Here is a 22,440-nt window from a genome sequence, read left to right on the forward strand (position 1 = left end):
TATTCATATATTAGATTACTAGATTTGGAGTGGTTACATGGAGCCATTGAAAAATGAAATTCACCCTGACATGGTCAAGGTGTGGAAAGTTCGTGCTGTAATTGAAGAAGGGATCGGTATTCTCGTCATTTTAGCTTACCTTTTCCTCATGATAAAGTTTGATTGGTGGGCATGGATTTTGTATGTGATGATTGGGCTAACAGTTGTGTTCGCACCATTTTCGTACTTCTTATTCCCGAAACTACGTCAACGTTATTACAGTTATCAATTAAATGAAGAAGAGCTTGAAATTCAGCACGGTCTTTTCGTCGTAAAGCGCGTATTAGTACCGATGATTCGTGTGCAGCACGTGACAATTGAACAAGGACCGATTATGAGAAAATATGACTTAGCAGAATTACATATTTCTACAGCGGCAACTTCTCACAGCATCCCAGGCTTAACGATGTATGAAGCAGAAATGTTGAAAACAAAAATCGCAGAATTAGCGAAAGTGAGTGATGAGGATGTATAAGAGGCAGCATCCAATCACGATGTTATTGGAATTAAAAATAAGAGATTTTATACCACTCTTTATTTTCATGTTTAGCTTAAATGGAAAATTCCCGTTTTGGTACTTAATTCCCGCTGCATTTGGTTTACTCACTGTCTTTTCAGCGTTTGAAAAATGGTATTACACAACATACTGGGTTGAAAATAACGTATTACATGTGAAGCAAGGTCTCTTTGTGAAAAAGGAGAGCTACTTAAATAAAGAACGTGTTCAAACAATCAATACAAGCTCTAACGTGTTATATCAAATGCTTGGCTTAAAGAAAATCCAAATTGAAACAGCTGGTGGGGGCGATGATGCGGAGGTTAGCTTAGCCGGTATTACAGTAGAAGAGGCAACTGAGCTTATTGCTTTGCTAAATGAGCCAACTCCAGAAGTGAAAGCAGAAGGAACGCTAGGCGAAAAAACGGAACATGAAGTAGAAAAAGAAATCGTTACAGAAGAAAAACAAACGACAGAATATAAATTGACTTGGAAAGAAATTTTACTAGCCTCTGTTACATCGGGGCAGTTTGGACTATTATTCTCGTTAATCTTTTTCGTGTATCACCAAGTACAGGAGTACATTCCGAAATGGATAGAGAATAGCGTAAAGTCATATGTAATGGAGTATGATATATATGGCTGGATTTTCATGGTAGCTATTTTGCTCGTCCTTTCGTGGATTATATCTACAATCGGTTATGCGCTAAAACATGGAGATTTCACAGTGAATCGAAGAAATGATGAAGTCCGCATTTCGCAAGGATTACTTGAGAAAAAAGAACTCGTACTAAAATTGCACCGTATTCAAGGTATTACCATAAAAGAAAGTATTTTACGTCAGCCATTCGGCTATTGTGCTGTGCAAGTAGAAGTGATTCAAAGTAAGGGAACGGATGATGAAAAAGAAAAAGTTACACTGCATCCAATCATTCGAAAAGATCGAGTACAACAGTTACTGGCGCATTTACAACTACCATACGAACTGGATACAAATATTATTTCATTACCAAAAGCAGCATTACGCCGCTATCTCATTGATAGTTTAATCTTTTTCGCTATGCTCGCAATCCCGCTTACTGGAATAAGCATATACTTTGAAAAGTATTACATCATGTGGGCATTACTACCGCTCGCAATCCTTATCTTTACACTTGGCTACGCAACATTTAAAACAAATGGTTACAGTGTTAACGGAGAACAAATTACACTTGTCTATCGTAGCGTCGGAAAATATACAGGACTTATTAGAAGAAGACACGTCCAATCAATGGAGAAGACACAATCATATTTCCAGCGCCGTGCGGATTTATGTACGTATAAGTTTTCGAGTGCATCATCTAGTTACAAAATAGAGCATACGAGAGTAGAAGATGCGGAGAGAATGCAGGATTGGTATAAGAAGAAAATAAATGAGAAATAACCAGAGAGAGCTTGCCTATTATGAAGGGCAAGCTTTCTCTGGTTATAGGGAAAAGAGTGGTTTAATCCATATATCAGTACAACTACAGCACACATGTACCAATACGTATGAAAAAAGGTAATATGCTTCTGTTTTAGGAAAATATGTGGGATTTTTGATATAAATGGTATAATAAAATGGAAATAGTATTAGGAGGTTATATATGATAAGTCAGTTGAAAAGAGAAGCACTTGATGCATTAAAAGGAAGATGGGGATTAGCGGTAGGGGCAACCTTATTAATTGGAATCCTTATTGGCGTTGTTGAAATGCTAACAACAGGTATTTTCTCGATATTTTGGGGTTGGGAAGAAGCAAGTGATTCATTTACAGTAAGTATTATTGTAATGCTTGTTATAGGTCCATTAACAATAGGTGCCTATTATCTTGTTTTAAATGCAATTCGTGGGACTGATGCTAGCATTGGTCATATATTTAGATGGTTTAGCGATGGAAGTAAGTTGATGAAGTCGTTTTTAACATATTTACTAATGTATGTATACTTGACTCTATGGACATTACTTCTTATTATCCCAGGTATTATTAAATCATTTTCTTATTCTATGACATATTTTATTTTGAATGATCATCCAGAATATACAGCGAATCAAGCGATTACTGAGAGTCGTCATATGATGAATGGACATAAAATGGATTACTTTTTACTATGCTTAAGTTTCTTAGGGTGGTTCATTTTAAGTATTCTTACTGTAGGAATTGGTTTCTTATGGTTAGTACCTTATTTCTACTCGACATCGGCAGCATTTTATGAAGAGATTTCAAAAGAATATTATAAAAAAGTGAGCACTACTTTCTAATAAAACATATAAACCACCTGTTCCCTATATTCTTTAGGGGATAGGTGGTTTTCTTTTTTGAGGAATTCGTCTAATAAATAGGTATAATTCTTTTTAGGAAAAATAAAAGGAGTAACAGAAATGAAATATACTTATCTATGTTGCGGATATAAAGTGAAACTTTAATCAGTGGGGATTTTGTTCATTCCCTACTAATTATTAGTTCTCACCAATCGGGCATTTATGGGCAGCCCGCCCCGCCTAACTCCTTTGTTCTAGCTGAATTTTGAGGTGGGAGTTTTACTGCCCGTTAATGCGGGGTAAAACATTAGAAGAAGAACCACCAGGTACATATGAAATTTGTAATATATGTTATTGGGAAGATGATCCGGTTCAATTTGAAAATCATGACTATGAAGGTGGGGCAAATGAAGTCTCGTTAAGGCAAGCACAGAAAAATTTTATTGCATATGGTGCTTGCGAGGAATGTTTTATTGGATCAGTTAGAAAACCGACTAGTGAAGGATGCTAGTTGGCAGCCAATTTGTTAAGTAAAATGTTATTACTCAATTCAATGGGGGTAATAACATTTTTTATTTAGTGCTGAAAGAATTACTGCCGTCTTAAAGTAATAAGAAGGACTAAATCGGTAAATTTTATTAATGGATATATTTTCAATAAATACAAAAGTATAGATGTATAGTCAACTTTGTGTATTTAATGTTATCATATTGAATGATATGGAAATTTTTAATAGAATAAGTAACTAAAAATTCAAAGGTAATGCAGCTTTTGTTGTATAAAGAAAATACTTAGTAGTAATCAACAATATTAAAAATAAGATTCGTATTTATATAAATTTAGTAGAAATGGGGTTTTAAAAAGGAATGAGTATAAGCATAACGCGGCAAAAGATTTTAGCAGCTGCTTCTCAAATTGTACAATGTAAAGGGGTTGCTAAATTAACCTTAGAAGCAGTGGCAAAAGAGGCGGGTTTAAGTAAAGGTGGATTATTGTATCACTTTTCAAATAAAGAAGCTTTAATAGAAGGTATGATAGTCAGAGGGGTAGAGGATTATGAAGGGGCCATTTACAATAAAGTAGCGGAAGACTCAGAGAGGAAAGGGAGATGGGTTCGCTCTTTTGTAGAGGAAAGATTAAGTAATGAGAGAAGAACAGAAGAGTTGTCTAGCAGTATGATGGCAGCACTCATGTTAAAACCTGAATTACTTGAGCCGTTACAACAATCATTTCAGCAACTGCAAAAGAATATAGAAAATGATGAGATAGATTCAGTGTGTGCAACAATTATTAGATTAGCAGCAGATGGATTATGGTATTCGGAATATTTAGGGGTTGGAAGACTAAGGCCAGAGTTAAGAGAAAAAGTGATTCAAGCTCTTATTAGTAATTCATATAAATAGAATATACGAACTATATAATTTTAAAATAATTCACCATTGCTTCTTTAATGTAGTGGTGAATTGTTTTTTTTATTAGAAAAATAGAACAATTTTATAGAGTATTGAATTATAACCGTCCAGACGGTATAGTAATATTTGGTTTAAGAGGAAAATGAAACAAAAAAAGAATAAAAGATATTTTTAGCACACTATTCGAAAGGATAGGCCGCAAAGCTTAGAGTCTACGGTAATACATATTGGTTACTAAGATCGTCTGGTTGCACATTTTTGATGCAACCGGACGATCTTTTTTTGTTATATAAATATAAAAATTTAGGAGGGAACTATGCAAATGAAAAGTACTAAAAGGCACATTTCAATGGTTTCATTAGTTTTTCTAGTATTATTTTCAGTGCTGAATGTATGGGCTCCAGTTATTCAAGCTGCTGTGATGAAAAGTCCAGTGGACGAAATTAATATTTCCCGTACTGATGGCACGACATCTGAACCGTATCAAGCCTCAGATGGAATGAAAGTAGAAGTGAAGTGGTCAGCTAAAGAAAAAATAAAAAGTGGAGATCAGTTCACAATTGATATGCCAAAAGAGTTTCGAAAAGACCTTATGAATATGAGTTTTCCCTTAAAAGATGCTGAAGGAAAAACAGTTGGTACATGTGAGATGAAAAAGGGTTTATTAACATGTACTATGGGTGATTACGTAGAAGGAAAGAATAACATTAAAGGTTCTTTATTCGTAGAATTCTACTTTGGTCTAGAAGCATATGATGGTGTTAAAGAAATTCCATTAGAATTTAACGTTGATGGTCAAATCGTCAATAAAGAAGTAAGTGTAAATAATACGACAGAGAGACCGAAGCCACAGCCCAATACGGAAAATTTATTGAAATGGGGTTCTTATAATCAAGAAGATCCTTCAATTGCTGATTGGCTTGTATATGTAAATGCAACTGGAACAGAAATGCAAGATCTTAAATTAACAGATACATTAGGACCTGGACATGAGTTAATTACAGACAGCGTAGTATTAGAAGAGGCTGTATTTGAAGATGGTTATGCACCAACAAATATTAAGCCAGCAGATTTATCTAACATTAAAATTAATGCAACAAAGACTGGATTTACAATTGAATTTCCAGACAGTTCAAAAGGCTATATTTTAAGATATAAAACAAAGGTTACAAATCCTGCTGCAAAGCCTCATAAAAATACTGTGAAATTAGAAGGTAAAAATATTGTAACTGAAGAAAAAGTAGGACAAGTATTTGTAAGTGGTGGGGGAGGATCCGGTTCAGGTGACGATAATCCACCTAGTATTGAAAAAAATATAGTTGATGAGAATGGCAAGCTTGTAGAGAATGAGCAGCTAACACAAATGGATCAAGTTATTCAATACCAAGTTGGTACACATATACCAAAAGATCCTCTTAAATACACATCAATGGTAATTAGTGATGATTTAGAAGATGTTTTAGAAGTATTAGAGGCAAAAGTGTATGATCAAAATGGCCAAGATATTACATCTAAAGGAACGTTAAATATAGATAAACAAAGAAGTGAAGTAACATTTACGTTTGGTGAGAATTTTGACTATAAGTCATATGAAGACCAGATAATTAATCTCAGTATCAAGGCGAAAATTAAAAATGATGCAGACTTATCTTCTTACGTAGATAAGAAGATTCCTAATAAAGCGGAATTACATTTTGATGATAAAACATTAACATCAAAAGAAGTAACTATTACGCCGCCTGAAGCTCCAAAAGATGGTACAGTATCGATTCATAAAATAGATTCTGAGAATCCGAACAAAGGGTTAAAAGGTGCCGAATTTGAAGTTCGAAATAGTGCAAATGAAGTTGTTGCAAAACTGAAAACGGACGAAAAAGGTTTTTCAGTACCTCAAACTTTAGCTCCTGGGACGTATAAAGTTTATGAAACAGTAGCACCAGAAGGATATCAAAAATTAACAAGCCCAGTAGAGGTTACACTTCAAGCTGGAGAAACAAAAACAATTGAAATTAAAAATACTATGCAAAAGGGTCAAATTGAAGTAAAGAAAATTGATTCGGAAAATGGTGAAAAACCATTAGCAAATGCAGAGTTTGATATAGTAAAAGACGGTGTAGTAGTCGAACATATTGTTACAGATAAAGATGGTAAGGCAACTTCTAAACCGTTAGCACTAGGAAAATATATTTTAAAAGAAACGAAAGCGCCTGAAGGCTACCAATTAAAAGAAATAGAGTTCGAAGTAAATGTAACAGGGGACGGCATATTTCCAATACAAGTGGAAAATGCAATGATAGACAAAGGTAATATAGAAATTACAAAAGTGGACAAAGAAAACGGGGCAGTATTAGCGAGTGTCGAATTTGAAGTCCAAGATGAGAAAGATGGAGTAGTAAGAAAAGTAGTAACAGATAAAGATGGAAAAGCAAACGTTTCAGATTTATCAGTAGGAAAGTACAAATTAGTAGAGACGAAAAGCTTACCGGGTTATAAAAAGCTAACAGAACCAGTACCATTTGAAATAAAAAAAGGTATGACAAAAGCTTTAGCAATAAAAGTAGAAAATGAGCAGTTAGACAAAGGCTCAGTAGAAATTACAAAAATAGATAAAGATAGTCAAAAAGTATTAGAAGGCGTAGTCTTCGAAGTGCAAGATGAGCAAGGCAAAGTAGTAACAGAAGTAAAAACAGATAAAGATGGTAAAGCAAAAATCTCTGATTTATTAGTAGGGAAGTACAAATTAGTAGAGACGAAAAGCTTACCGGGTTATAAAAAGCTAACAGAACCAGTACCATTTGAAATAAAAAAAGGTATGACAAAAGCTTTAGCAATAAAAGTAGAAAATGAGCAGTTAGACAAAGGCTCAGTAGAAATTACAAAAATAGATAAAGATAGTCAAAAAGTATTAGAAGGCGTAGTCTTCGAAGTGCAAGATGAGCAAGGCAAAGTAGTAACAGAAGTAAAAACAGATAAAGATGGTAAAGCAAAAATCTCTGATTTATTAGTAGGGAAGTACAAATTAGTAGAGACGAAAAGTTTACCAGGCTACAAAAAGCTAACAGATTCAGTATCATTCGAAATTACAAAAGGTATGACAACGGTCCTATCGTTGAAAGTAGAAAATGAACAGTTAGATAAAGGTTCAGTAGAAATTACAAAAGTAGATAAAGACAGCAAAAAAGTATTAAAAGGCGTAGTCTTTGAAGTGCAAGATGAAGCTGGAACAGTAGTAAAGGAAGTAAAAACAGATAAAGATGGTAAAGCAAAAATCTCAGATCTATCAGTAGGAAAGTACAAATTAGTAGAGAAAGAAAGTTTACCAGGCTATAAGAAACTAACAGATCCAGTATCATTTGAAATAAAAAAAGGCATGACCGAAGTTCTATCATTAAAAATAGAAAATGAAATGGTAGATACGGGAAATATAGAAATTACAAAGATAGATAAAGATAATAAAGCACCGTTAGCGGGAGTAACATTCATCGTCCAAGATGAAAAGGGTAATGAAGTTACAAAAGTAACGACAGATAAAGATGGAAAAGCAAATGTTTCAGATTTACCTGTAGGAAAGTATGAATTAGTAGAGGTAGAAAGTTTACCTGGTTATAAAAAGTTAGAAAAACCAATATCATTTGAAATAAAAAAAGGCATGACCGAAGTCCTATCATTAAAAGTAGAAAATGAAATGGTGGATACAGGGAATGTAGAGATAACAAAAATAGATAAAGATAGTAAAGCTCCATTAGAAAATGTTGTATTTGAAGTACGTGATTTAAAAGGAAAAGTAGTTGCGAAAGTAAAAACGGATAAAGAAGGAAAAGCAAACGTTTCAGATTTATCTACCGGGAAGTATGAGTTGGTAGAAGTAGAAACACCGGCAGGATACAAACCACTAGAAAAGCCAATTTCATTCGAAATTGAAAAGGGTAGAGTAACAGCGCTAAAGCTAACAGTAGAAAATGAATTAGTGGATACAGGAAATGTAGAAATTACAAAAGTAGACAAAGAAACGAAAGATGCTTTAGCTGATGCAGTCTTTGAAATTCAAGATGAAGCAGGACAAGTAGTCGCTAAAATAACGACAGATAAAAAAGGACAAGCACAAGCTACTAATTTATCAGTTGGCACATACAAGTTAGTAGAAGTAAAAGCACCAAAAGGATATAAACAATTAGTAGATCCGATTACTTTCCAAATTGAAAAAGGCATGACAAAATCTCTTGCTTTAACAGTAGAAAATGAAATGTTAGACAAGGGAAATGTAGAAATCACAAAAGTAGATAAAGATAGTCAAAAAGTATTAGCAGGTGTAGTCTTCGAAGTACAAGACGAACAAGGCAAAGTAGTAACAGAAGTAACGACAGATAAAGAAGGAAAAGCAACAATTTCAGATTTATCAGTAGGAAAGTATAAATTAGTAGAAAAAGAAAGCTTACCAGGCTACAAACAATTAACAGAACCAGTATCGTTTGAAATTAAAAAAGGTATGACGAAAGTTTTATCATTGAAAGTAGAGAACGAACAGTTAGACAAAGGTTCAGTAGAGATTACAAAAGTGGCCAAAGAAAGTGGCGCAGTATTAGCGGGCGTAACATTCGAAGTGCAAGATGAAAAAGATAAAGTAGTAACGAAAGTAACAACAGATAAAGAAGGAAAAACAACAATTTCAGATTTATCAGTAGGAAAATATAAGCTAGTAGAGGTAGAAAGCTTACCAGGATATAAAAAACTAGCGAAACCAGTATCATTCGAAATCGAAAAAGGTATGACAGAATTCTTATCACTAAAAGTAGAGAATGAACTAGTAGACAAAGGCTCAGTAGAAATCACAAAAGTAGATAAAGATAGTCAAAAAGTATTAGAAGGCGTAGTCTTCGAAGTACAAGACGAACAAGGTAAAGTAGTAACGGAAGTAAAAACAGATAAAGAAGGAAAAGCAAAAATCTCAGACTTATCTGTAGGAAAGTACAAATTAATAGAAAAAGAAAGTTTACCAGGTTACAAAAAATTAACAGAACCAGTATCATTCGAAATTAAAAAGGGTATGACAGAAGTTCTATCATTAAAAGTAGAGAATGAACAGTTAGACAAAGGTTCAGTAGAAATTACAAAAGTAGATAAAGATAGTCAAAAAGTATTAGAAGGCGTAGTTTTCGAAGTACAGGACGAACAAGATAAAGTAGTAACGGAAGTAAAAACAGATAAAAATGGTAAAGCAAAAATCTCAGACTTATCTGTAGGAAAGTACAAATTAGTAGAGAAAGAAAGCTTACCAGGCTACAAAAAATTAACAGAACCAGTATCGTTTGAAATTAAAAAGGGTATGACAGAAGTTCTATCATTAAAAATAGAAAATGAAATGGTAGATACGGGAAATGTAGAAATTACAAAAATAGATAAAGATAATAAGGCACCGTTAGCAGGTGTAGTCTTTGAAGTACAAGACGACAAAGGCAAAGTAGTAACGAAAGTAACGACAGATAAAGCTGGAAAAGCAATAGTTGCAGATTTATCAGTAGGAAAGTACAAGCTAGTAGAAGTAGAGAGTTTACCAGGCTACAAAAAATTAGAAAAGCCTGTACTATTTGAAATTACAAAAGGTATGACAAAATCTTTAGCGTTCACTGTAGAAAATGAAATGGTAGATACGGGGAATGTAGAAATCACAAAAATAGATAAAGACAGTAAAGCACCATTAGAAAATGTTGTATTTGAAGTACGTGACTCAAAAGGCAAAGTAGTTGCGAAAGTAACAACGGATAAAGAAGGAAAAGCAGACGTTTCAGATTTATCTATTGGAAAGTATGAGTTAGTAGAAGTAGAAACACCAGCAGGCTACAAACCACTAGAAAAGCCAGTTTCATTCGAAATCAAAAAAGGTATGACGAAAGTCTTATCATTGAAAGTAGAGAATGAACAGTTAGACAAAGGTTCAGTAGAAATTACAAAAATGGCTGCTGAAAGCAAGGAAGTCTTATCAGGAGCTGTGTTTGAAGTTCATGATGAAAAGGGAAAAGTAGTAGTGAAAGTAACAACAGATAAAGATGGAAAGGCAAAAATCGCAGATCTATCTGTAGGTAACTACACACTAGTAGAAGTAGAAGCACCAAAAGGATATGAAAAATTAACTAATCCAATTCCATTTGAAATTACAAATGGAATGATAAATGCAGTTCAATTAGAAGTATTAAACAAATTGAATCATTTAGCACCACCAGATCCAGAAACACCAGATCCAGAAAATCCTGGAACACCAGATCCAGAAAATCCTGGAACACCAGATCCAGAAAATCCTGGAACACCAATCCAGAAAATCCTGGAACACCAGATCCAGAAAATCCTGGAACACCGAATCCAGAAAATCCTGGAACCCCAAATTCAGAGAAACCTGGAACCCCGAATTCAGAAAATCCTGGAACACCAGATCCAGAGAAACCTGGAACACAAAATCCAGAAAAACCTGAAAAAGAATTACCGAAGACAGGGCAGAAAATGCCTGTGGAACCATATATGGGAGCACTTCTTGTAATGATGAGTTTTGGATTACTCGTATTAGGTAGAAAACAGCAGAGATAATAAAGGTGAAAAGGTATCCTCAAAGTATTTGAGGATACCTTTTTTAGCATAAAAAAAGGCATCTAGCAAAAGTACTAGATGCAAATAAAAACACAAGGGAAGACAAAATTCTTCCCTTTTCCCGTATGTAATTATATCAAAAAATTTATAAAAAACTAGCTATATTTCAAATATAATTTTAAAAAAAGTTATATACATAAATAATTGCAATACACGCAGTTTTATCTTTCTGAAAAATCTATTTCTTTATTTTTGAATATTAAGACTAATGTTGATAAATCTTCAGATAATTAGAAAAAATACCCGGAAGGATATATAATATTGCTTAATAAATAATTTTAATGAATTACGTATATTTCATTTGGTGTATTAATTGAATATCATAATTTTAAATTTTATTAAGCAAGAATCTCGGTTACTTATTGCATTTCTAACATAGGGTGAGATAGAAAAATACAATAGTGTGGAGGTTTTTATAATGACGTTTGTTCTTAGTAAAATGAGTGGCTTTAGCATAGAAGAAAAGGTACATGAATTTGAATCTAAAGGATTCCTTGAAATCTCAAATGAAATCTTTTTACAAGAGGAAGAGAATCATCGTTTATTAACACAAGCACAGTTAGATTATTATAATTTGGAAGATGATGCGTACGGTGAATGCCGTGCTAGATCTTATTCAAGGTATATAAAGTATGTTGATTCACCAGATTATATTTTAGATAATAGTAATGATTACTTCCAATCTAAAGAATATAACTATGACGATGGCGGGAAAGTTAGACAGTTCAATAGCATAAATGATAGCTTTTTATGTAATCCTTTAATTCAAAATATCGTGCGTTTCGATACTGAATTTGCATTTAAAACAAATATAATAGATACAAGTAAAGACTTAATTATAGGTTTACATCAAGTAAGATATAAAGCTACTAAAGAAAGACCATCTTTTAGTTCACCTATTTGGTTACATAAAGATGATGAACCAGTAGTGTTTTTACACCTTATGAATTTAAGTAATACAGCTATTGGCGGAGATAATTTAATAGCTAATTCTCCTCGGGAAATTAATCAGTTTATAAGTTTGAAGGAGCCTTTAGAAACTTTAGTATTTGGACAAAAGGTCTTCCATGCCGTAACGCCACTTGGAACAGAATGTAGTACGGAGGCTTTTCGCGATATTTTATTAGTAACATTTTCTTATAAGGAGACAAAATGAGAGAGAATAAAATAATTATGATTTCTGGAGCCAATAGCGGTATAGGTTATGCTTGTATAAAATACTTTTTAGAAAAATCATTTCATGTAATAGCGCTTGATATTAATAATAATAATTTAATAGATTATATGAAAACAGATATGCCTTTGAAAGTAGTGCAAATTGATTTAAGTAATAGCGAAGCGATTCATAATCTTTTTACTCAATTAGATTTAGAAAAGCTTTCTCCTGATATATTAATAAATGCAGCTGGTATTCGAGAGATAACACCTGTTTTACATTTATCCGATGATATGTTTAAAAAAGTAATTGATGTAAATTTAGTAGCCCCATTTATCCTTTCTAGGGAAGTAGCGAAGCGATGGTGTGAATCGAAAATAAAAGGTTGTATTGTGAATATAGCATCGGTTTCTGGATTAATGGCTGAACCAGAGCGAGCTGCTTATGTTGCATCAAAGCATGCTTTAATCGGATTAACTAAACAGATGGCTATGGAATTTGGGAAGCAAAATATAAGGGTAAATAGCATTTCTCCTGGTGTTATTAGAACTGAACTTACAGAAGAATACTTTAGTAATAAAGCCTTGATGTCTATGATAAAAAGTAATCAATCTTTAGATACTTGGGGGTTGCCGCAGGATATTGTTTCATGTATTGAGTACTTGATTTCTGATCAGGCCCGCTTTATTACTGGTTCTAATTTTGTAATTGATGGTGGTTGGACTGCTGGGAAAAATTTATAATTGAGTGTTTTTGAGGAAAAGCACCTGTCCTTTTTTAGGCTGGTGTTTTTCTCACTATAAACCGAGTTTTTATTGGAGGGGGATTAATTTGCTTCAAAAAAGTTTTAAGCAAGAGAAAACGGTACCGGCCTTAAAGATGATAGCGTCAATGGTTATCTTTGGATCAGTTGGATTTTTTTCGGTTCAAACAAACTTACCTTCGTTTGAATTAGTGTTTGTAAGGTGTATTTTTGCGACAATATTTTTAAGTGTATGCTGGTTGCTTACAGGGCAATATAAACAAGATAAATGGGAACGAAAAGAAGTTATTCAAGTTTTAATATGTGGCTTTTTCTTAGTATTTAATTGGGTTTTCTTATTTAAAGCCTTTGAAAATATGTCAGTTACAATTGCTATCTCAGTTTATCATCTTGCACCAGTAATTGTACTGTTAATTGGAAGTATCGTCTTTAAAGAAAAATTAACATTAATATCTATCATTTCAATAGTTGTGTGTTTTGCAGGAGCTTTATTAATTGCTGGTATCGATGGAAGCTTCTCTGTCGGCTCATTAATGTCTTCAGGTATGATATGGGGATTTCTTGCAGCTCTCTTTTATGCATTTACAACTTTATTTGGTAAAGGGATTAACAAAATGAGTGCGTATGCAATGACATTTTTACAAACATTCTTGGGGATATTTCTTTTAATACCATTTATAGATTTAGATGCTTTTAGTGGCCTCACTCAAAGTAATTGGACATATATTATAGCTACTGGTTTTATTCACACAGGGATAGTATATTATCTGTTTTTTGATAGTCTACGTTATTTATCTACAAAAACAATCTCAATATTAGTTTTTTTAGATCCGGCAGTGGCAATATTATTAGATACTGTACTTACTGGATTCCGTCCAACTTTAATGCAAATAACAGGAATTCTTTTTATTTTTATTGGCATGACTTTAACATTAAAAAAATCTAAAGATAAAAAACTGAGCCAAAAAGAAAATCAAATTGAAAGCGATGCTAGTATATCTCAACAATAATGAAATATATTGTGCATAAAACGATAAACCTTGCATGAATTATGTAAGGTTTATTTTAGTTCAAAATAATTCATATTTATAATATATAATTTTCAAAACTGAGGTATGTGTTTCTTTAATATGCTTTTGATTCATATTTTTTGATAATATATAAGTAATAAATTCATAGAATTGGAGTGATGAGATGCAGCCGTTAGAAAGAGAGATTCATTCTAATATGCTGAAAGTGTGGCGAATTCACGCTTTAATTGGGGCGGCAGTTATACTAACAGTCGTAATTGCGTATTTCTTTTTTATGATTAATTTTAACTGGTGGGGCTGGTTGTTTGGACTATTAGTAACAGGAGCCATTATATTTATTCCACTTGATTATTTTATGTTTCCAAATTTACGTCAGCGCTATTATAGTTACAGATTAAATGAAGAAGAGATTGAGATTCAAAAGGGAATGTTCGTTGTAAAACGCGTACTTATTCCGATGATCCGTGTGCAGCACGTAACGATTGAGCAAGGGCCAATCATGAGAAAGTATAATTTAGCAGAATTACATATTTCAACAGCCGCAACTTCCCATAGTATCCCAGGTTTAACGAAAGAAGAAGCAGAACAGCTGAAAAGACAAATTGGAGAACTTGCGAAAGTGAGTGATGAGGATGTATAAGAGGCAACATCCGATTACGATATTGTTAGGTATTAGGGTTGCGAGTTTGTTGCCACTTATTATTCTTGTTTTATTTAAACCTGATGAACAAGTGGAACCTTGGTATTTATTTTATCTTTTTCTTCTGGTTGTTTTATTCATCATGGCTATTTTTTCAGCAATTAAATGGTATTTTAAAGTGTACTGGATTGAGAATAATATTTTACATATAAAGCACGGTGTTTTTGTAAAGAAGGAAAGTTATTTAAATAAAGAACGTGTGCAAAATGTTAGTACGTCTTCTAACGTTATTTATCAGATGCTTGGACTTATGAAGTTAAATATAGAAGTAGCGGGTGGTGGTAGTGAACCAGAAGTGATGTTGGCTGGTATTAAAGAAGACGAGGCAAAACATTTAATCGCTTTATTACATAAGAAAGAAACTACTGTAAAAGAAGAAATAGAAGAGGAAGAAAGCAAGACGGTTTATCAGTTAACAGCGAAAGAGGTTTTAGCAGCAGCGATTACCTCTGGTCGGTTCGGACTAGTGTTTTCTGGACTAGTACTTCTTTACACAAAGTTTGATTTTATTCTTCCTGAAGGATTCACAAGTAAAGTAGAAGCGTATGTGATGGGAAACGGTGTTTATAAACTAATTGTAATAGCATTAATTTTAATGGCAATTTCATGGATTATTTCCACGGCTGGATATGTGTTGAAATATGCAAACTTTAAAATTGAGCGAAAAGGGGAAGAAATTCGTATCGTTCAAGGTTTATTTGAAAAGAAAGAGTTTGTCTTAAAATTGCACCGAATTCAAGCGATTACTGTAAAAGAATGTATGCTTCGCCAGCCATTTGGTTATTGCGCTGTTGAAGTGGAAGCAATTCACAGTATTGGAGCAGCAAGTAATGAAGTGATGCTGCATCCGTTTATGAAGAAAAAAGATGTACGGCAACTGCTCACATATTTAGAGTTACCTTATGAAATTGAAGCGGAGATCGTTCACTTACCAAAAACAGCGTTGCGTCGTTATTTCATTATGGGCTGGTTAATAAGTATCATACTAACAGTTCTAATTGCCAGCGTTAGTATATATTTAAAACAATATATTGCATTGTTTGTTATTTTACCGTTATTTATCGTATTTTCGTTACTTGCGTATGCTAGATATAAAAGCGGCGGTTATGAATTAAGAGAAAATCAACTAACGGTTGTATATCGTGATTTTTCGAAATATACAGGAATAATGCGAAGAAGACATGTTCAAGCAGTAGGTTATAATCAATCGTATTTTCAAAGAAAGGATGAATTATGTACAACTCTTGTAGCGGTAGCGGGGCGGGGTTATGAAGTAAAGCATATGAGAAAAAAAGATTCACTTCGTATATATAATTGGTACAAAGAAAAAGGAAACACCGGTGTGTAATGGTGTTTCCTTTTTATGTCATGATTTGTCGATAAGTCGATATATTCGAAGAATCGCTGATATAATTCGAGTTACGCCGATATATTCGAAAAATCGCCGATATAATTCGAGTTGCGCTGATATATTCGAAGAATCGCCGATATAATTTCACATACCGAGAACTCCAAACTCCAAAAAATTAAACTAACACATTAAAAGTAGTCACAAAAGATGGACGTGAGAAAATACTCTTTTGCTGTTCCGCATGTGGATGTGCCGGAGCTTGTCCTTCTGCTTGCGTGGGACGTTTTTTATGAGCGTTTTCGAATGAACGTGATTCTGTCCAGTCTTTAAAGTTTTGCTCTGTTTCCCACATCGTTAAGATAACATATGTATCGTTACTTAATGGGCGTAGAACACGGATCGCTTGGAATCCTGGTTCGTTTTCGATAAGGCCTGCGCGGTTTTTAAAGCGGTTTTCAAATACAGGGCGACCTTCGTCTGTGACAGAAATGTTGTTACAAACGATATAGCCAGGTTGTCCTTTAAATTCACCGACAGCATCTAGTACGTCATACTTAAGTGAGCCTTCTACAGATTCTTCTGTATTTTCTTTATAAAACATATTTTTTTCATCATTTTTTGCAGTGAAATGTGCTTGTTCTAGAGGTGTTTCATATGAAATAATAGCCTTCATTTTAATTCCCCCTTAATAGTTTGTTTCTATTATATCAACTCTCTTAAAAAACTTCGAAGATAATATACATAAAGATACTTCTTTTTCAAATAATAAATGTACCATCATTTGGAAAGAAGGACGATGTATGAAGAAAGTAAAGTGGACTTTATTAGGCGGCGTCGCAACGTTCGTAGTAGCGATTGTACTCTATAAACTTATCGTGTTAGCTGGTGGCTATATGATGGATGAAAAGCAGCTCGTTTTCCACTCTTCATCACGTATCGTTGACCAGAAAGGGAAAGAAATTACGAAATTATACGTAGAAAATAGAGAGCTCGTACCGATCGAGCAAATTCCGAAGTATGTGCAACAGGCATTTGTTGCGGTGGAAGATTCTCGTTTTTATGAGCATCAAGGAATTGATTATCCCTCTATATTCCGTGCTCTTTATAAAGATACGTTAGCTGGAGAAAAGGTAGAGGGCGGTAGTACCATTACGCAGCAACTCGCTAAAAACGTCTTTTTAACTCGTGAAAAAACATTTACGCGCAAATTGAAGGAAGTCGCAATTTCTCTTCAATTAGAGCAAAAATATACGAAGCAACAAATTCTTGAAATGTATATGAACCATATTTATTTTGGTCATGGGGCTTACGGTATTCAAGCAGCAGCAAAGTTATATTTTAATAAAAATGTTGAGGATTTAACAGTAGAGGAAGGGGCAATGCTTGCAGGCCTTCCGAAGTCACCAAACGGATATTCACCGTACTATTCTGCAGAGAAGAGTAAGGAACGCCGCGATCTAGTATTGTCACTTATGCATAAACAAGGCTATTTGACTGCCGAAGATAGCGTACGTTATCAAGGAAAGACGATTGCTTTATATAAAAACTTAGACGAAAATGAGCTCGCATATATGCCGTATATTGATATGGTCATAGATGAAGCAGCTCGTTTATACGGATTGTCTCATCAAGAAGTACTTCGCGGAGGATATACGTTTGTCGTACCTATGGATGAAAAAATTCAAAAGGTAGCGTATAACCAGTTTCAAGATGCAAGGAATTTTCCTGGGAAAGAAGAAGGGGCACAAGGTGCATTTTTATTAATGGATAATCGTACGGGAGGGATTAAAGCCGCGATTGGGGGAAGAAAGTACGTCCCGAGAGGATTTAATCGTGTTTTTGCCAAAAGGCAGCCCGGATCTGTTTTAAAACCACTTATCGTTTATGCACCAGCACTAGAAACGAAAAAGTATAATCCGTATTCTTTATTAACGAATGAAAGAAATTCTTTTGAAGGGTATGAACCTCGAAATTATAATCATGAGTATTCAAAAGAAATGACGATGTATGATGCGATTTTAGAGTCGGCAAACGTACCGGCAGTGTCTTTATTAAATGAGTTAGGGGTAGAAGAAGGAAAGCAATATTTAGAAAAAGGAAATGTCCATATTGCAGATGCTGGTTTAAGTACAGCGCTTGGCGGATTGAAAAATGGCGTTTCAACATTTGATCTTGTAAAAATGTATCGTTCATTTTTAGCAAATGGAAATATTATCGAGCCGCACGTTATTGATAAAGTATTAAATAGACACGGTGCAGTCATTGGGGAATCTCCAAAAGTAGAGACGAAAATCTTCTCGAAGCAGACAGCATGGTATATGACGAAAATGTTAGAAGGAGTTGTGAAGGAGGGGACAGCGAGAGCAGGTGTATATAACGGTGCGCTAGCTGGAAAAACGGGTACAACTTCATTGCCAAATGACGATAAGGGAGCAAGAGATATGTGGTTCGTCGGCTATACACCGAACTTAGTAGGCGCTGTTTGGATTGGTTATGACCGTACGGATAAGGAACATCAGTTGCAAGGAGAAAGTGCATCTGCGACAAAATTGTTTAAGAAAATTTTAACGAAGGCTAATGTAGAACATAAAGAGAAGTTTATGAAGCCTGAAGGTGTGGAAACAATCGGTGCTCCGATTCGGCTGCGCAAAATTGAAGATGTAAAAATGAAACTATCATTTAGCCCTTTCGGTTTATTTAAAGCAAAATTAAGTTGGACGCCACTTCCAGATAACAGAATTATGTACCGAATCTATAGAGTGGAGAACGGAATTCATACGCATGTTAGCACTGTAAATGGTGCTGGAGAATATGAGGAAAAGTTCGTTAACATATTTTCAAAACCGAGCTTTTACGTTGTACCATATAATTCACAAACGAATCGCGAAGGAGAAAAGTCAAAAGTAGCTAAACCATAGTTTTTCTCTGTGTTATAATAAGAATGTTGTGAAAATAGTAAGCGTTTTTACGAATGTTTGTGTCAATTTAATGAACAACGTACATAATATTATGCATTTTGTTTTTACAAGCTGTATAGTAAAAAAAGATAAATATCGAACGTATTCGAAGCATTGGTAAGGAAGGGAGCAAGGGTCTTGGTAAGAACTATAAATGAGACATTTTTAAAAGCATGTAGGGGGGAACGTACCGATTATGTACCAGCATGGTATATGCGTCAAGCAGGTCGTTCACAGCCGGAATATAGAAAGATTAAAGAAAAGTATTCTTTATTTGAAATTACACACAATCCAGAGTTATGTGCTTACGTTACAAAATTGCCGGTTGATCAATATAACGTAGACGCAGCAATTCTTTATAAAGATATTATGTCACCACTACCTGCAATTGGTGTGGATGTAGAAATTAAATCAGGTATTGGCCCAGTTATCGATAACCCAATCCGTTCTTTACAAGACGTAGAAAAACTAGGGGAAATCAATCCAGAAGATGATGTACCGTACATACTAGATACAATTCGTTTATTAACGACAGAAATGTTAGACGTACCGTTAATCGGTTTTTCAGGAGCTCCATTTACATTAGCGAGCTATATGATTGAAGGCGGTCCATCTCGTAACTACCATAATACGAAAGCGTTCATGTATGCAGAGCCAAAAGCTTGGTTTGCTTTAATGGATAAGCTAGCAGATATGGTTATTACATATTTAAAAGCGCAAATTAACGCAGGAGCAAAAGCAGTTCAAATTTTCGATTCTTGGGTTGGAACAGTAAATGTAGCAGATTATCGCGTATTTATTAAACCAGCAATGGAGCGTATTTTTGCAGAAGTTCGTAAGATGGGTGTACCGATGATTATGCACGGCGTAGGAGCTGCACACTTAGTGAATGAGTGGCACGACTTACCGCTTGATGTAGTCGGCTTAGACTGGCGCTTACCGATTGAAGAAGCACGTGCACGCGGCGTTCTTAAGGCGGTACAAGGAAATATGGACCCTTCATTCTTACTTGCACCATGGTCTGTTATTGAAGAACATGTAAAAGGTATTTTAGATCAAGGGATGAAACAGCCGGGTTATATCTTTAACTTAGGTCACGGTGTGTTCCCAGAAGTAAATCCAGATACATTAAAACGTTTAACTACATTTATTCATGAATATTCTAAAGGGAAGTTAGCGAAGTAAAGGAGAATTGCTGTATGAAAAAGAAAATTGGTTTGCTTGTAATGGCATACGGAACGCCATATAAAGAAGAAGATATTGAACGTTACTATACACATATTCGCAGAGGAAGAAAGCCAAGTCCTGAAATGTTGGAAGATTTAACAGAGCGTTACCGTGCAATTGGTGGTATTTCTCCTTTAGCTACTATTACATTAGAGCAAGCTAAGAAGTTAGAGAAGCGCTTAAATGAAGTACAAGATGAAGTAGAGTACCATATGTATCTTGGCTTAAAACATATTGAACCGTTTATTGAAGATGCAGTGAAAGATATGCATAACGACGGAATACAAGATGCAATCGCACTTGTTCTTGCACCTCATTATTCTACGTTTAGCGTGAAATCATACGTTGGACGAGCACAAGAAGAAGCTGAGAAACTTGGAAACTTAACAATTCATGGCATTGATAGCTGGTATAAAGAGCCGAAATTCATCCAGTACTGGGTTGATGCAGTGAAAGGTATATATAACGGTATGTCAGATGCAGAGCGTGAAAAAGCAGTATTAATCGTATCTGCACATAGCTTACCAGAGAAAATTATTGCAATGGGCGATCCATATCCAGATCAATTAAATGAAACAGCGGATTATATCGCGCGCGGAGCTGAAGTAGCAAACTATGCAGTAGGCTGGCAAAGTGCAGGAAACACACCAGATCCTTGGATTGGTCCAGATGTACAAGATTTAACGAGAGAACTAAATGAAAAGCACGGTTATACTTCATTCGTATATGCACCAGTTGGATTTGTTGCGGAACATTTAGAAGTTTTATATGACAACGACTTTGAGTGTAAAGTTGTAACGGATGAAATTGGTGCGAAATATTATCGTCCAGAAATGCCAAATGCATCGGACGCATTTATTGATTGTTTAACAGATGTTGTATTAAAGAAAAAAGAATCTGTACTGTAAGAAGAAAGGGGGAGCCTGCTTGAGGAAAAAAGTTGTGATCGTCGGCGGAGGTATTACTGGATTAACAGCAATGTATAACTTACAAAAAAATATTCATGAAAAAAACTTGCCGATTGATACATTACTTATAGAAGCATCGGGTAAACTTGGCGGAAAAATTCAAACCGTTCGAAAAGATGGATTTACAATTGAGCGCGGACCGGATTCTTTCTTAGCACGAAAAGAAAGTGCAGCTAGATTAGTGAAAGAATTAGGCCTTGGCGATGAACTTGTAAATAATCAAGCCGGTCAATCATTTATCCTCGTAAACAATCGATTACATAAAATGCCGAATGGATCAATGATGGGAATTCCAACGCAAATTACGCCGTTTCTATTTTCCGGGCTGTTCTCCCCAATTGGTAAACTAAGAGCTGGTTTTGATCTATTAATGCCAAGGTCAAAGCCAGTATCTGACCAATCACTCGGACAATTCTTCAGACATCGTCTTGGAAACGAAGTGGTTGAAAACTTAATAGAACCGTTACTATCGGGTATTTATGCAGGGGATATTGATGAAATGAGCTTAATGTCAACATTCCCGCAAATGTATCAGATTGAGCAGAAACATCGCAGCATTTCACTCGGTATGCGTACGCTCGCTCCGAAAGAAGAGAAAGCTGAACCGAAAAAAGGAATCTTCCAAACAGTGAAAACAGGTTTAGAATCTATCGTTGAATCTCTTGAAGCAAAGATGCATGAAGGTACGATAATAAAGGGAACTCGCATTGAAAAAGTTGCAAAACAGGGTGATGGTTATACGATTACTCTTAGTAACGGAAAAGAAATAGAAGCAGACGCTATCGTAGTGGCAACTTCGCATAAAGTATTGCCGTCCATGTTTGCTCAATACAAGCAGTTTCGTTTCTTTCGTAATATTCCATCCACATCCGTTGCGAATGTCGCACTTGCTTTCCGAAAGTCCGCAATCCAGCGCGATATTAATGGTACAGGATTTGTCGTATCACGAAATAGCGATTACACCATTACAGCATGTACGTGGACGCATAAAAAATGGCCACATACAACGCCAGAAGGAAAAACACTCCTTCGCTGTTACGTTGGACGTGCTGGTGATGAAGCGGTTGTAGAACAAACTGAAGAAGAGCTCGTTCAGCTCGTACTAGAAGATTTAAGAAAGACGATGGATATTACAGAGGATCCAGAGTTTACAATCGTAAGCCGCTGGAAAGAAGCGATGCCTCAATATACAGTAGGCCATAACGAGCGAATGAAAAAGCTCACAACATTTATGGAGAAAGAGTTGCCTGGTATATACTTGGCAGGTAGCTCCTATGCTGGTGCTGGACTTCCAGATTGTATTAATCAAGGTGAGGAAGCTGCAAAGCGTGTATTATCTCATTTGGAGAAAGTAATAGATGCTGAATTAATCGCACAATAAACGAAACGCCTTCAATCATATTGAAGGCGTTTCGTTTATTATAT

The 22,440-nt window shown here is 34.9% G+C and carries 16 protein-coding genes, 1 pseudogene and 1 riboswitch; of the genes and pseudogenes, 16 read left to right on the forward strand and 1 reads right to left on the reverse strand.

Features of this window, described 5'->3' with window-relative positions; translation table 11 throughout:
- Positions 1-37: 37 nt before the first annotated feature.
- From AXW78_RS05230 to AXW78_RS05280, 12 genes and pseudogenes are all read left to right on the forward strand, one after another.
- The gene (locus AXW78_RS05230) at positions 38-514 is read left to right on the forward strand and encodes a PH domain-containing protein (RefSeq protein WP_000433536.1); all 477 of its coding nucleotides are present in this window, start codon (positions 38-40) and stop codon (positions 512-514) included.
- A complete protein-coding gene (locus AXW78_RS05235) occupies positions 507-1,958 on the forward strand; it encodes a PH domain-containing protein (RefSeq protein ID WP_000278177.1) in 1,452 nt (483 codons plus the stop codon). Before AXW78_RS05230 ends, AXW78_RS05235 begins: the two co-directional genes overlap by 8 nt.
- A gap of 202 nt (positions 1,959-2,160) precedes the next feature.
- Positions 2,161-2,814 carry a DUF975 family protein gene (locus AXW78_RS05240; protein ID WP_000625406.1) on the forward strand — a complete coding sequence of 218 codons (654 nt, stop codon included), beginning with the start codon at positions 2,161-2,163 and terminating at the stop codon, positions 2,812-2,814.
- A 292-nt stretch (positions 2,815-3,106) separates the two neighbouring features.
- A pseudogene (locus AXW78_RS05245) lies at positions 3,107-3,344 on the forward strand (CPCC family cysteine-rich protein).
- A 336-nt stretch (positions 3,345-3,680) separates the two neighbouring features.
- Positions 3,681-4,217 carry a TetR/AcrR family transcriptional regulator gene (locus AXW78_RS05250; RefSeq protein ID WP_000028009.1) on the forward strand — a complete coding sequence of 179 codons (537 nt, stop codon included), beginning with the start codon at positions 3,681-3,683 and terminating at the stop codon, positions 4,215-4,217.
- Between the two features lie 172 nt (positions 4,218-4,389).
- Positions 4,390-4,482: riboswitch (cyclic di-GMP riboswitch) on the forward strand.
- A gap of 60 nt (positions 4,483-4,542) precedes the next feature.
- Entirely contained in the window at positions 4,543-10,755 is a 6,213-nt protein-coding gene (locus AXW78_RS05255; RefSeq protein ID WP_231122437.1) for a SpaA isopeptide-forming pilin-related protein, read from the forward strand.
- Entirely contained in the window at positions 10,719-10,802 is an 84-nt protein-coding gene (locus AXW78_RS34765; RefSeq protein ID WP_229699503.1) for a hypothetical protein, read from the forward strand. The genes AXW78_RS05255 and AXW78_RS34765 overlap by 37 nt, the downstream gene beginning before the upstream one ends.
- Before the next feature lie 478 nt (positions 10,803-11,280).
- Positions 11,281-12,018 (forward strand): 2OG-Fe dioxygenase family protein, encoded by a 738-nt coding sequence (locus tag AXW78_RS05260; protein WP_000144819.1) that lies wholly within the window; start codon positions 11,281-11,283, stop codon positions 12,016-12,018.
- Positions 12,015-12,761, forward strand: coding sequence for an SDR family NAD(P)-dependent oxidoreductase (locus AXW78_RS05265; protein WP_001208950.1), 747 nt, complete (start codon positions 12,015-12,017; stop codon positions 12,759-12,761). The genes AXW78_RS05260 and AXW78_RS05265 overlap by 4 nt, the downstream gene beginning before the upstream one ends.
- 88 nt (positions 12,762-12,849) lie before the next feature.
- Complete coding sequence (locus tag AXW78_RS05270; protein ID WP_000939631.1) at positions 12,850-13,791, forward strand: DMT family transporter; 942 nt, start codon at positions 12,850-12,852, stop codon at positions 13,789-13,791.
- Positions 13,792-13,975: 184 nt separating this feature from the next.
- Positions 13,976-14,452 carry a PH domain-containing protein gene (locus tag AXW78_RS05275; protein ID WP_061883866.1) on the forward strand — a complete coding sequence of 159 codons (477 nt, stop codon included), beginning with the start codon at positions 13,976-13,978 and terminating at the stop codon, positions 14,450-14,452.
- Complete coding sequence (locus tag AXW78_RS05280) at positions 14,445-15,860, forward strand: PH domain-containing protein (protein ID WP_061883867.1); 1,416 nt, start codon at positions 14,445-14,447, stop codon at positions 15,858-15,860. Before AXW78_RS05275 ends, AXW78_RS05280 begins: the two co-directional genes overlap by 8 nt.
- Positions 15,861-16,038: 178 nt before the next feature.
- On the opposite strand, the gene hmoB is transcribed toward AXW78_RS05280, so the two are convergent.
- On the reverse strand, positions 16,039-16,536 hold the full coding sequence (gene hmoB, locus AXW78_RS05285; protein WP_000644056.1) for a heme-degrading monooxygenase HmoB: 498 nt from the start codon (positions 16,534-16,536) through the stop codon (positions 16,039-16,041).
- A gap of 127 nt (positions 16,537-16,663) precedes the next feature.
- Here hmoB and AXW78_RS05290 point away from each other — a divergent pair, with 127 nt between their 5' ends.
- The 4 genes from AXW78_RS05290 (at position 16,664) to hemY (ending at position 22,396) form a co-directional block, all read left to right on the forward strand.
- On the forward strand, positions 16,664-18,781 hold the full coding sequence (locus tag AXW78_RS05290) for a transglycosylase domain-containing protein (protein ID WP_000756299.1): 2,118 nt from the start codon (positions 16,664-16,666) through the stop codon (positions 18,779-18,781).
- Positions 18,782-18,958: 177 nt separating this feature from the next.
- The gene (gene hemE, locus AXW78_RS05295; RefSeq protein ID WP_000252606.1) at positions 18,959-20,005 is read left to right on the forward strand and encodes a uroporphyrinogen decarboxylase; all 1,047 of its coding nucleotides are present in this window, start codon (positions 18,959-18,961) and stop codon (positions 20,003-20,005) included.
- Positions 20,006-20,019: 14 nt separating this feature from the next.
- Complete coding sequence (gene hemH, locus AXW78_RS05300; protein WP_000726775.1) at positions 20,020-20,955, forward strand: ferrochelatase; 936 nt, start codon at positions 20,020-20,022, stop codon at positions 20,953-20,955.
- A 19-nt stretch (positions 20,956-20,974) separates the two neighbouring features.
- Positions 20,975-22,396, forward strand: a complete 1,422-nt coding sequence (gene hemY / locus AXW78_RS05305) for a protoporphyrinogen oxidase (protein ID WP_061883868.1) — start codon at positions 20,975-20,977, stop codon at positions 22,394-22,396.
- The last annotated feature ends 44 nt before the right edge of the window (positions 22,397-22,440 follow it).

Source organism: Bacillus thuringiensis (genome assembly GCF_001595725.1).
Lineage (GTDB): Bacteria > Bacillota > Bacilli > Bacillales > Bacillaceae_G > Bacillus_A > Bacillus_A thuringiensis_K.

Coding starts and splice junctions, on each gene's coding strand:
- AXW78_RS05230 (WP_000433536.1), top strand. CDS start 38: ATGGAGCCATTGAAAAATGAAATTCACCCTGACATGGTCAAGGTGTGG.
- AXW78_RS05235 (WP_000278177.1), top strand. CDS start 507: ATGTATAAGAGGCAGCATCCAATCACGATGTTATTGGAATTAAAAATA.
- AXW78_RS05240 (WP_000625406.1), top strand. CDS start 2,161: ATGATAAGTCAGTTGAAAAGAGAAGCACTTGATGCATTAAAAGGAAGA.
- AXW78_RS05250 (WP_000028009.1), top strand. CDS start 3,681: ATGAGTATAAGCATAACGCGGCAAAAGATTTTAGCAGCTGCTTCTCAA.
- AXW78_RS05255 (WP_231122437.1), top strand. CDS start 4,543: ATGCAAATGAAAAGTACTAAAAGGCACATTTCAATGGTTTCATTAGTT.
- AXW78_RS34765 (WP_229699503.1), top strand. CDS start 10,719: ATGCCTGTGGAACCATATATGGGAGCACTTCTTGTAATGATGAGTTTT.
- AXW78_RS05260 (WP_000144819.1), top strand. CDS start 11,281: ATGACGTTTGTTCTTAGTAAAATGAGTGGCTTTAGCATAGAAGAAAAG.
- AXW78_RS05265 (WP_001208950.1), top strand. CDS start 12,015: ATGAGAGAGAATAAAATAATTATGATTTCTGGAGCCAATAGCGGTATA.
- AXW78_RS05275 (WP_061883866.1), top strand. CDS start 13,976: ATGCAGCCGTTAGAAAGAGAGATTCATTCTAATATGCTGAAAGTGTGG.
- AXW78_RS05280 (WP_061883867.1), top strand. CDS start 14,445: ATGTATAAGAGGCAACATCCGATTACGATATTGTTAGGTATTAGGGTT.
- hmoB (WP_000644056.1), bottom strand. CDS start 16,536: ATGAAGGCTATTATTTCATATGAAACACCTCTAGAACAAGCACATTTC.
- AXW78_RS05290 (WP_000756299.1), top strand. CDS start 16,664: ATGAAGAAAGTAAAGTGGACTTTATTAGGCGGCGTCGCAACGTTCGTA.
- hemH (WP_000726775.1), top strand. CDS start 20,020: ATGAAAAAGAAAATTGGTTTGCTTGTAATGGCATACGGAACGCCATAT.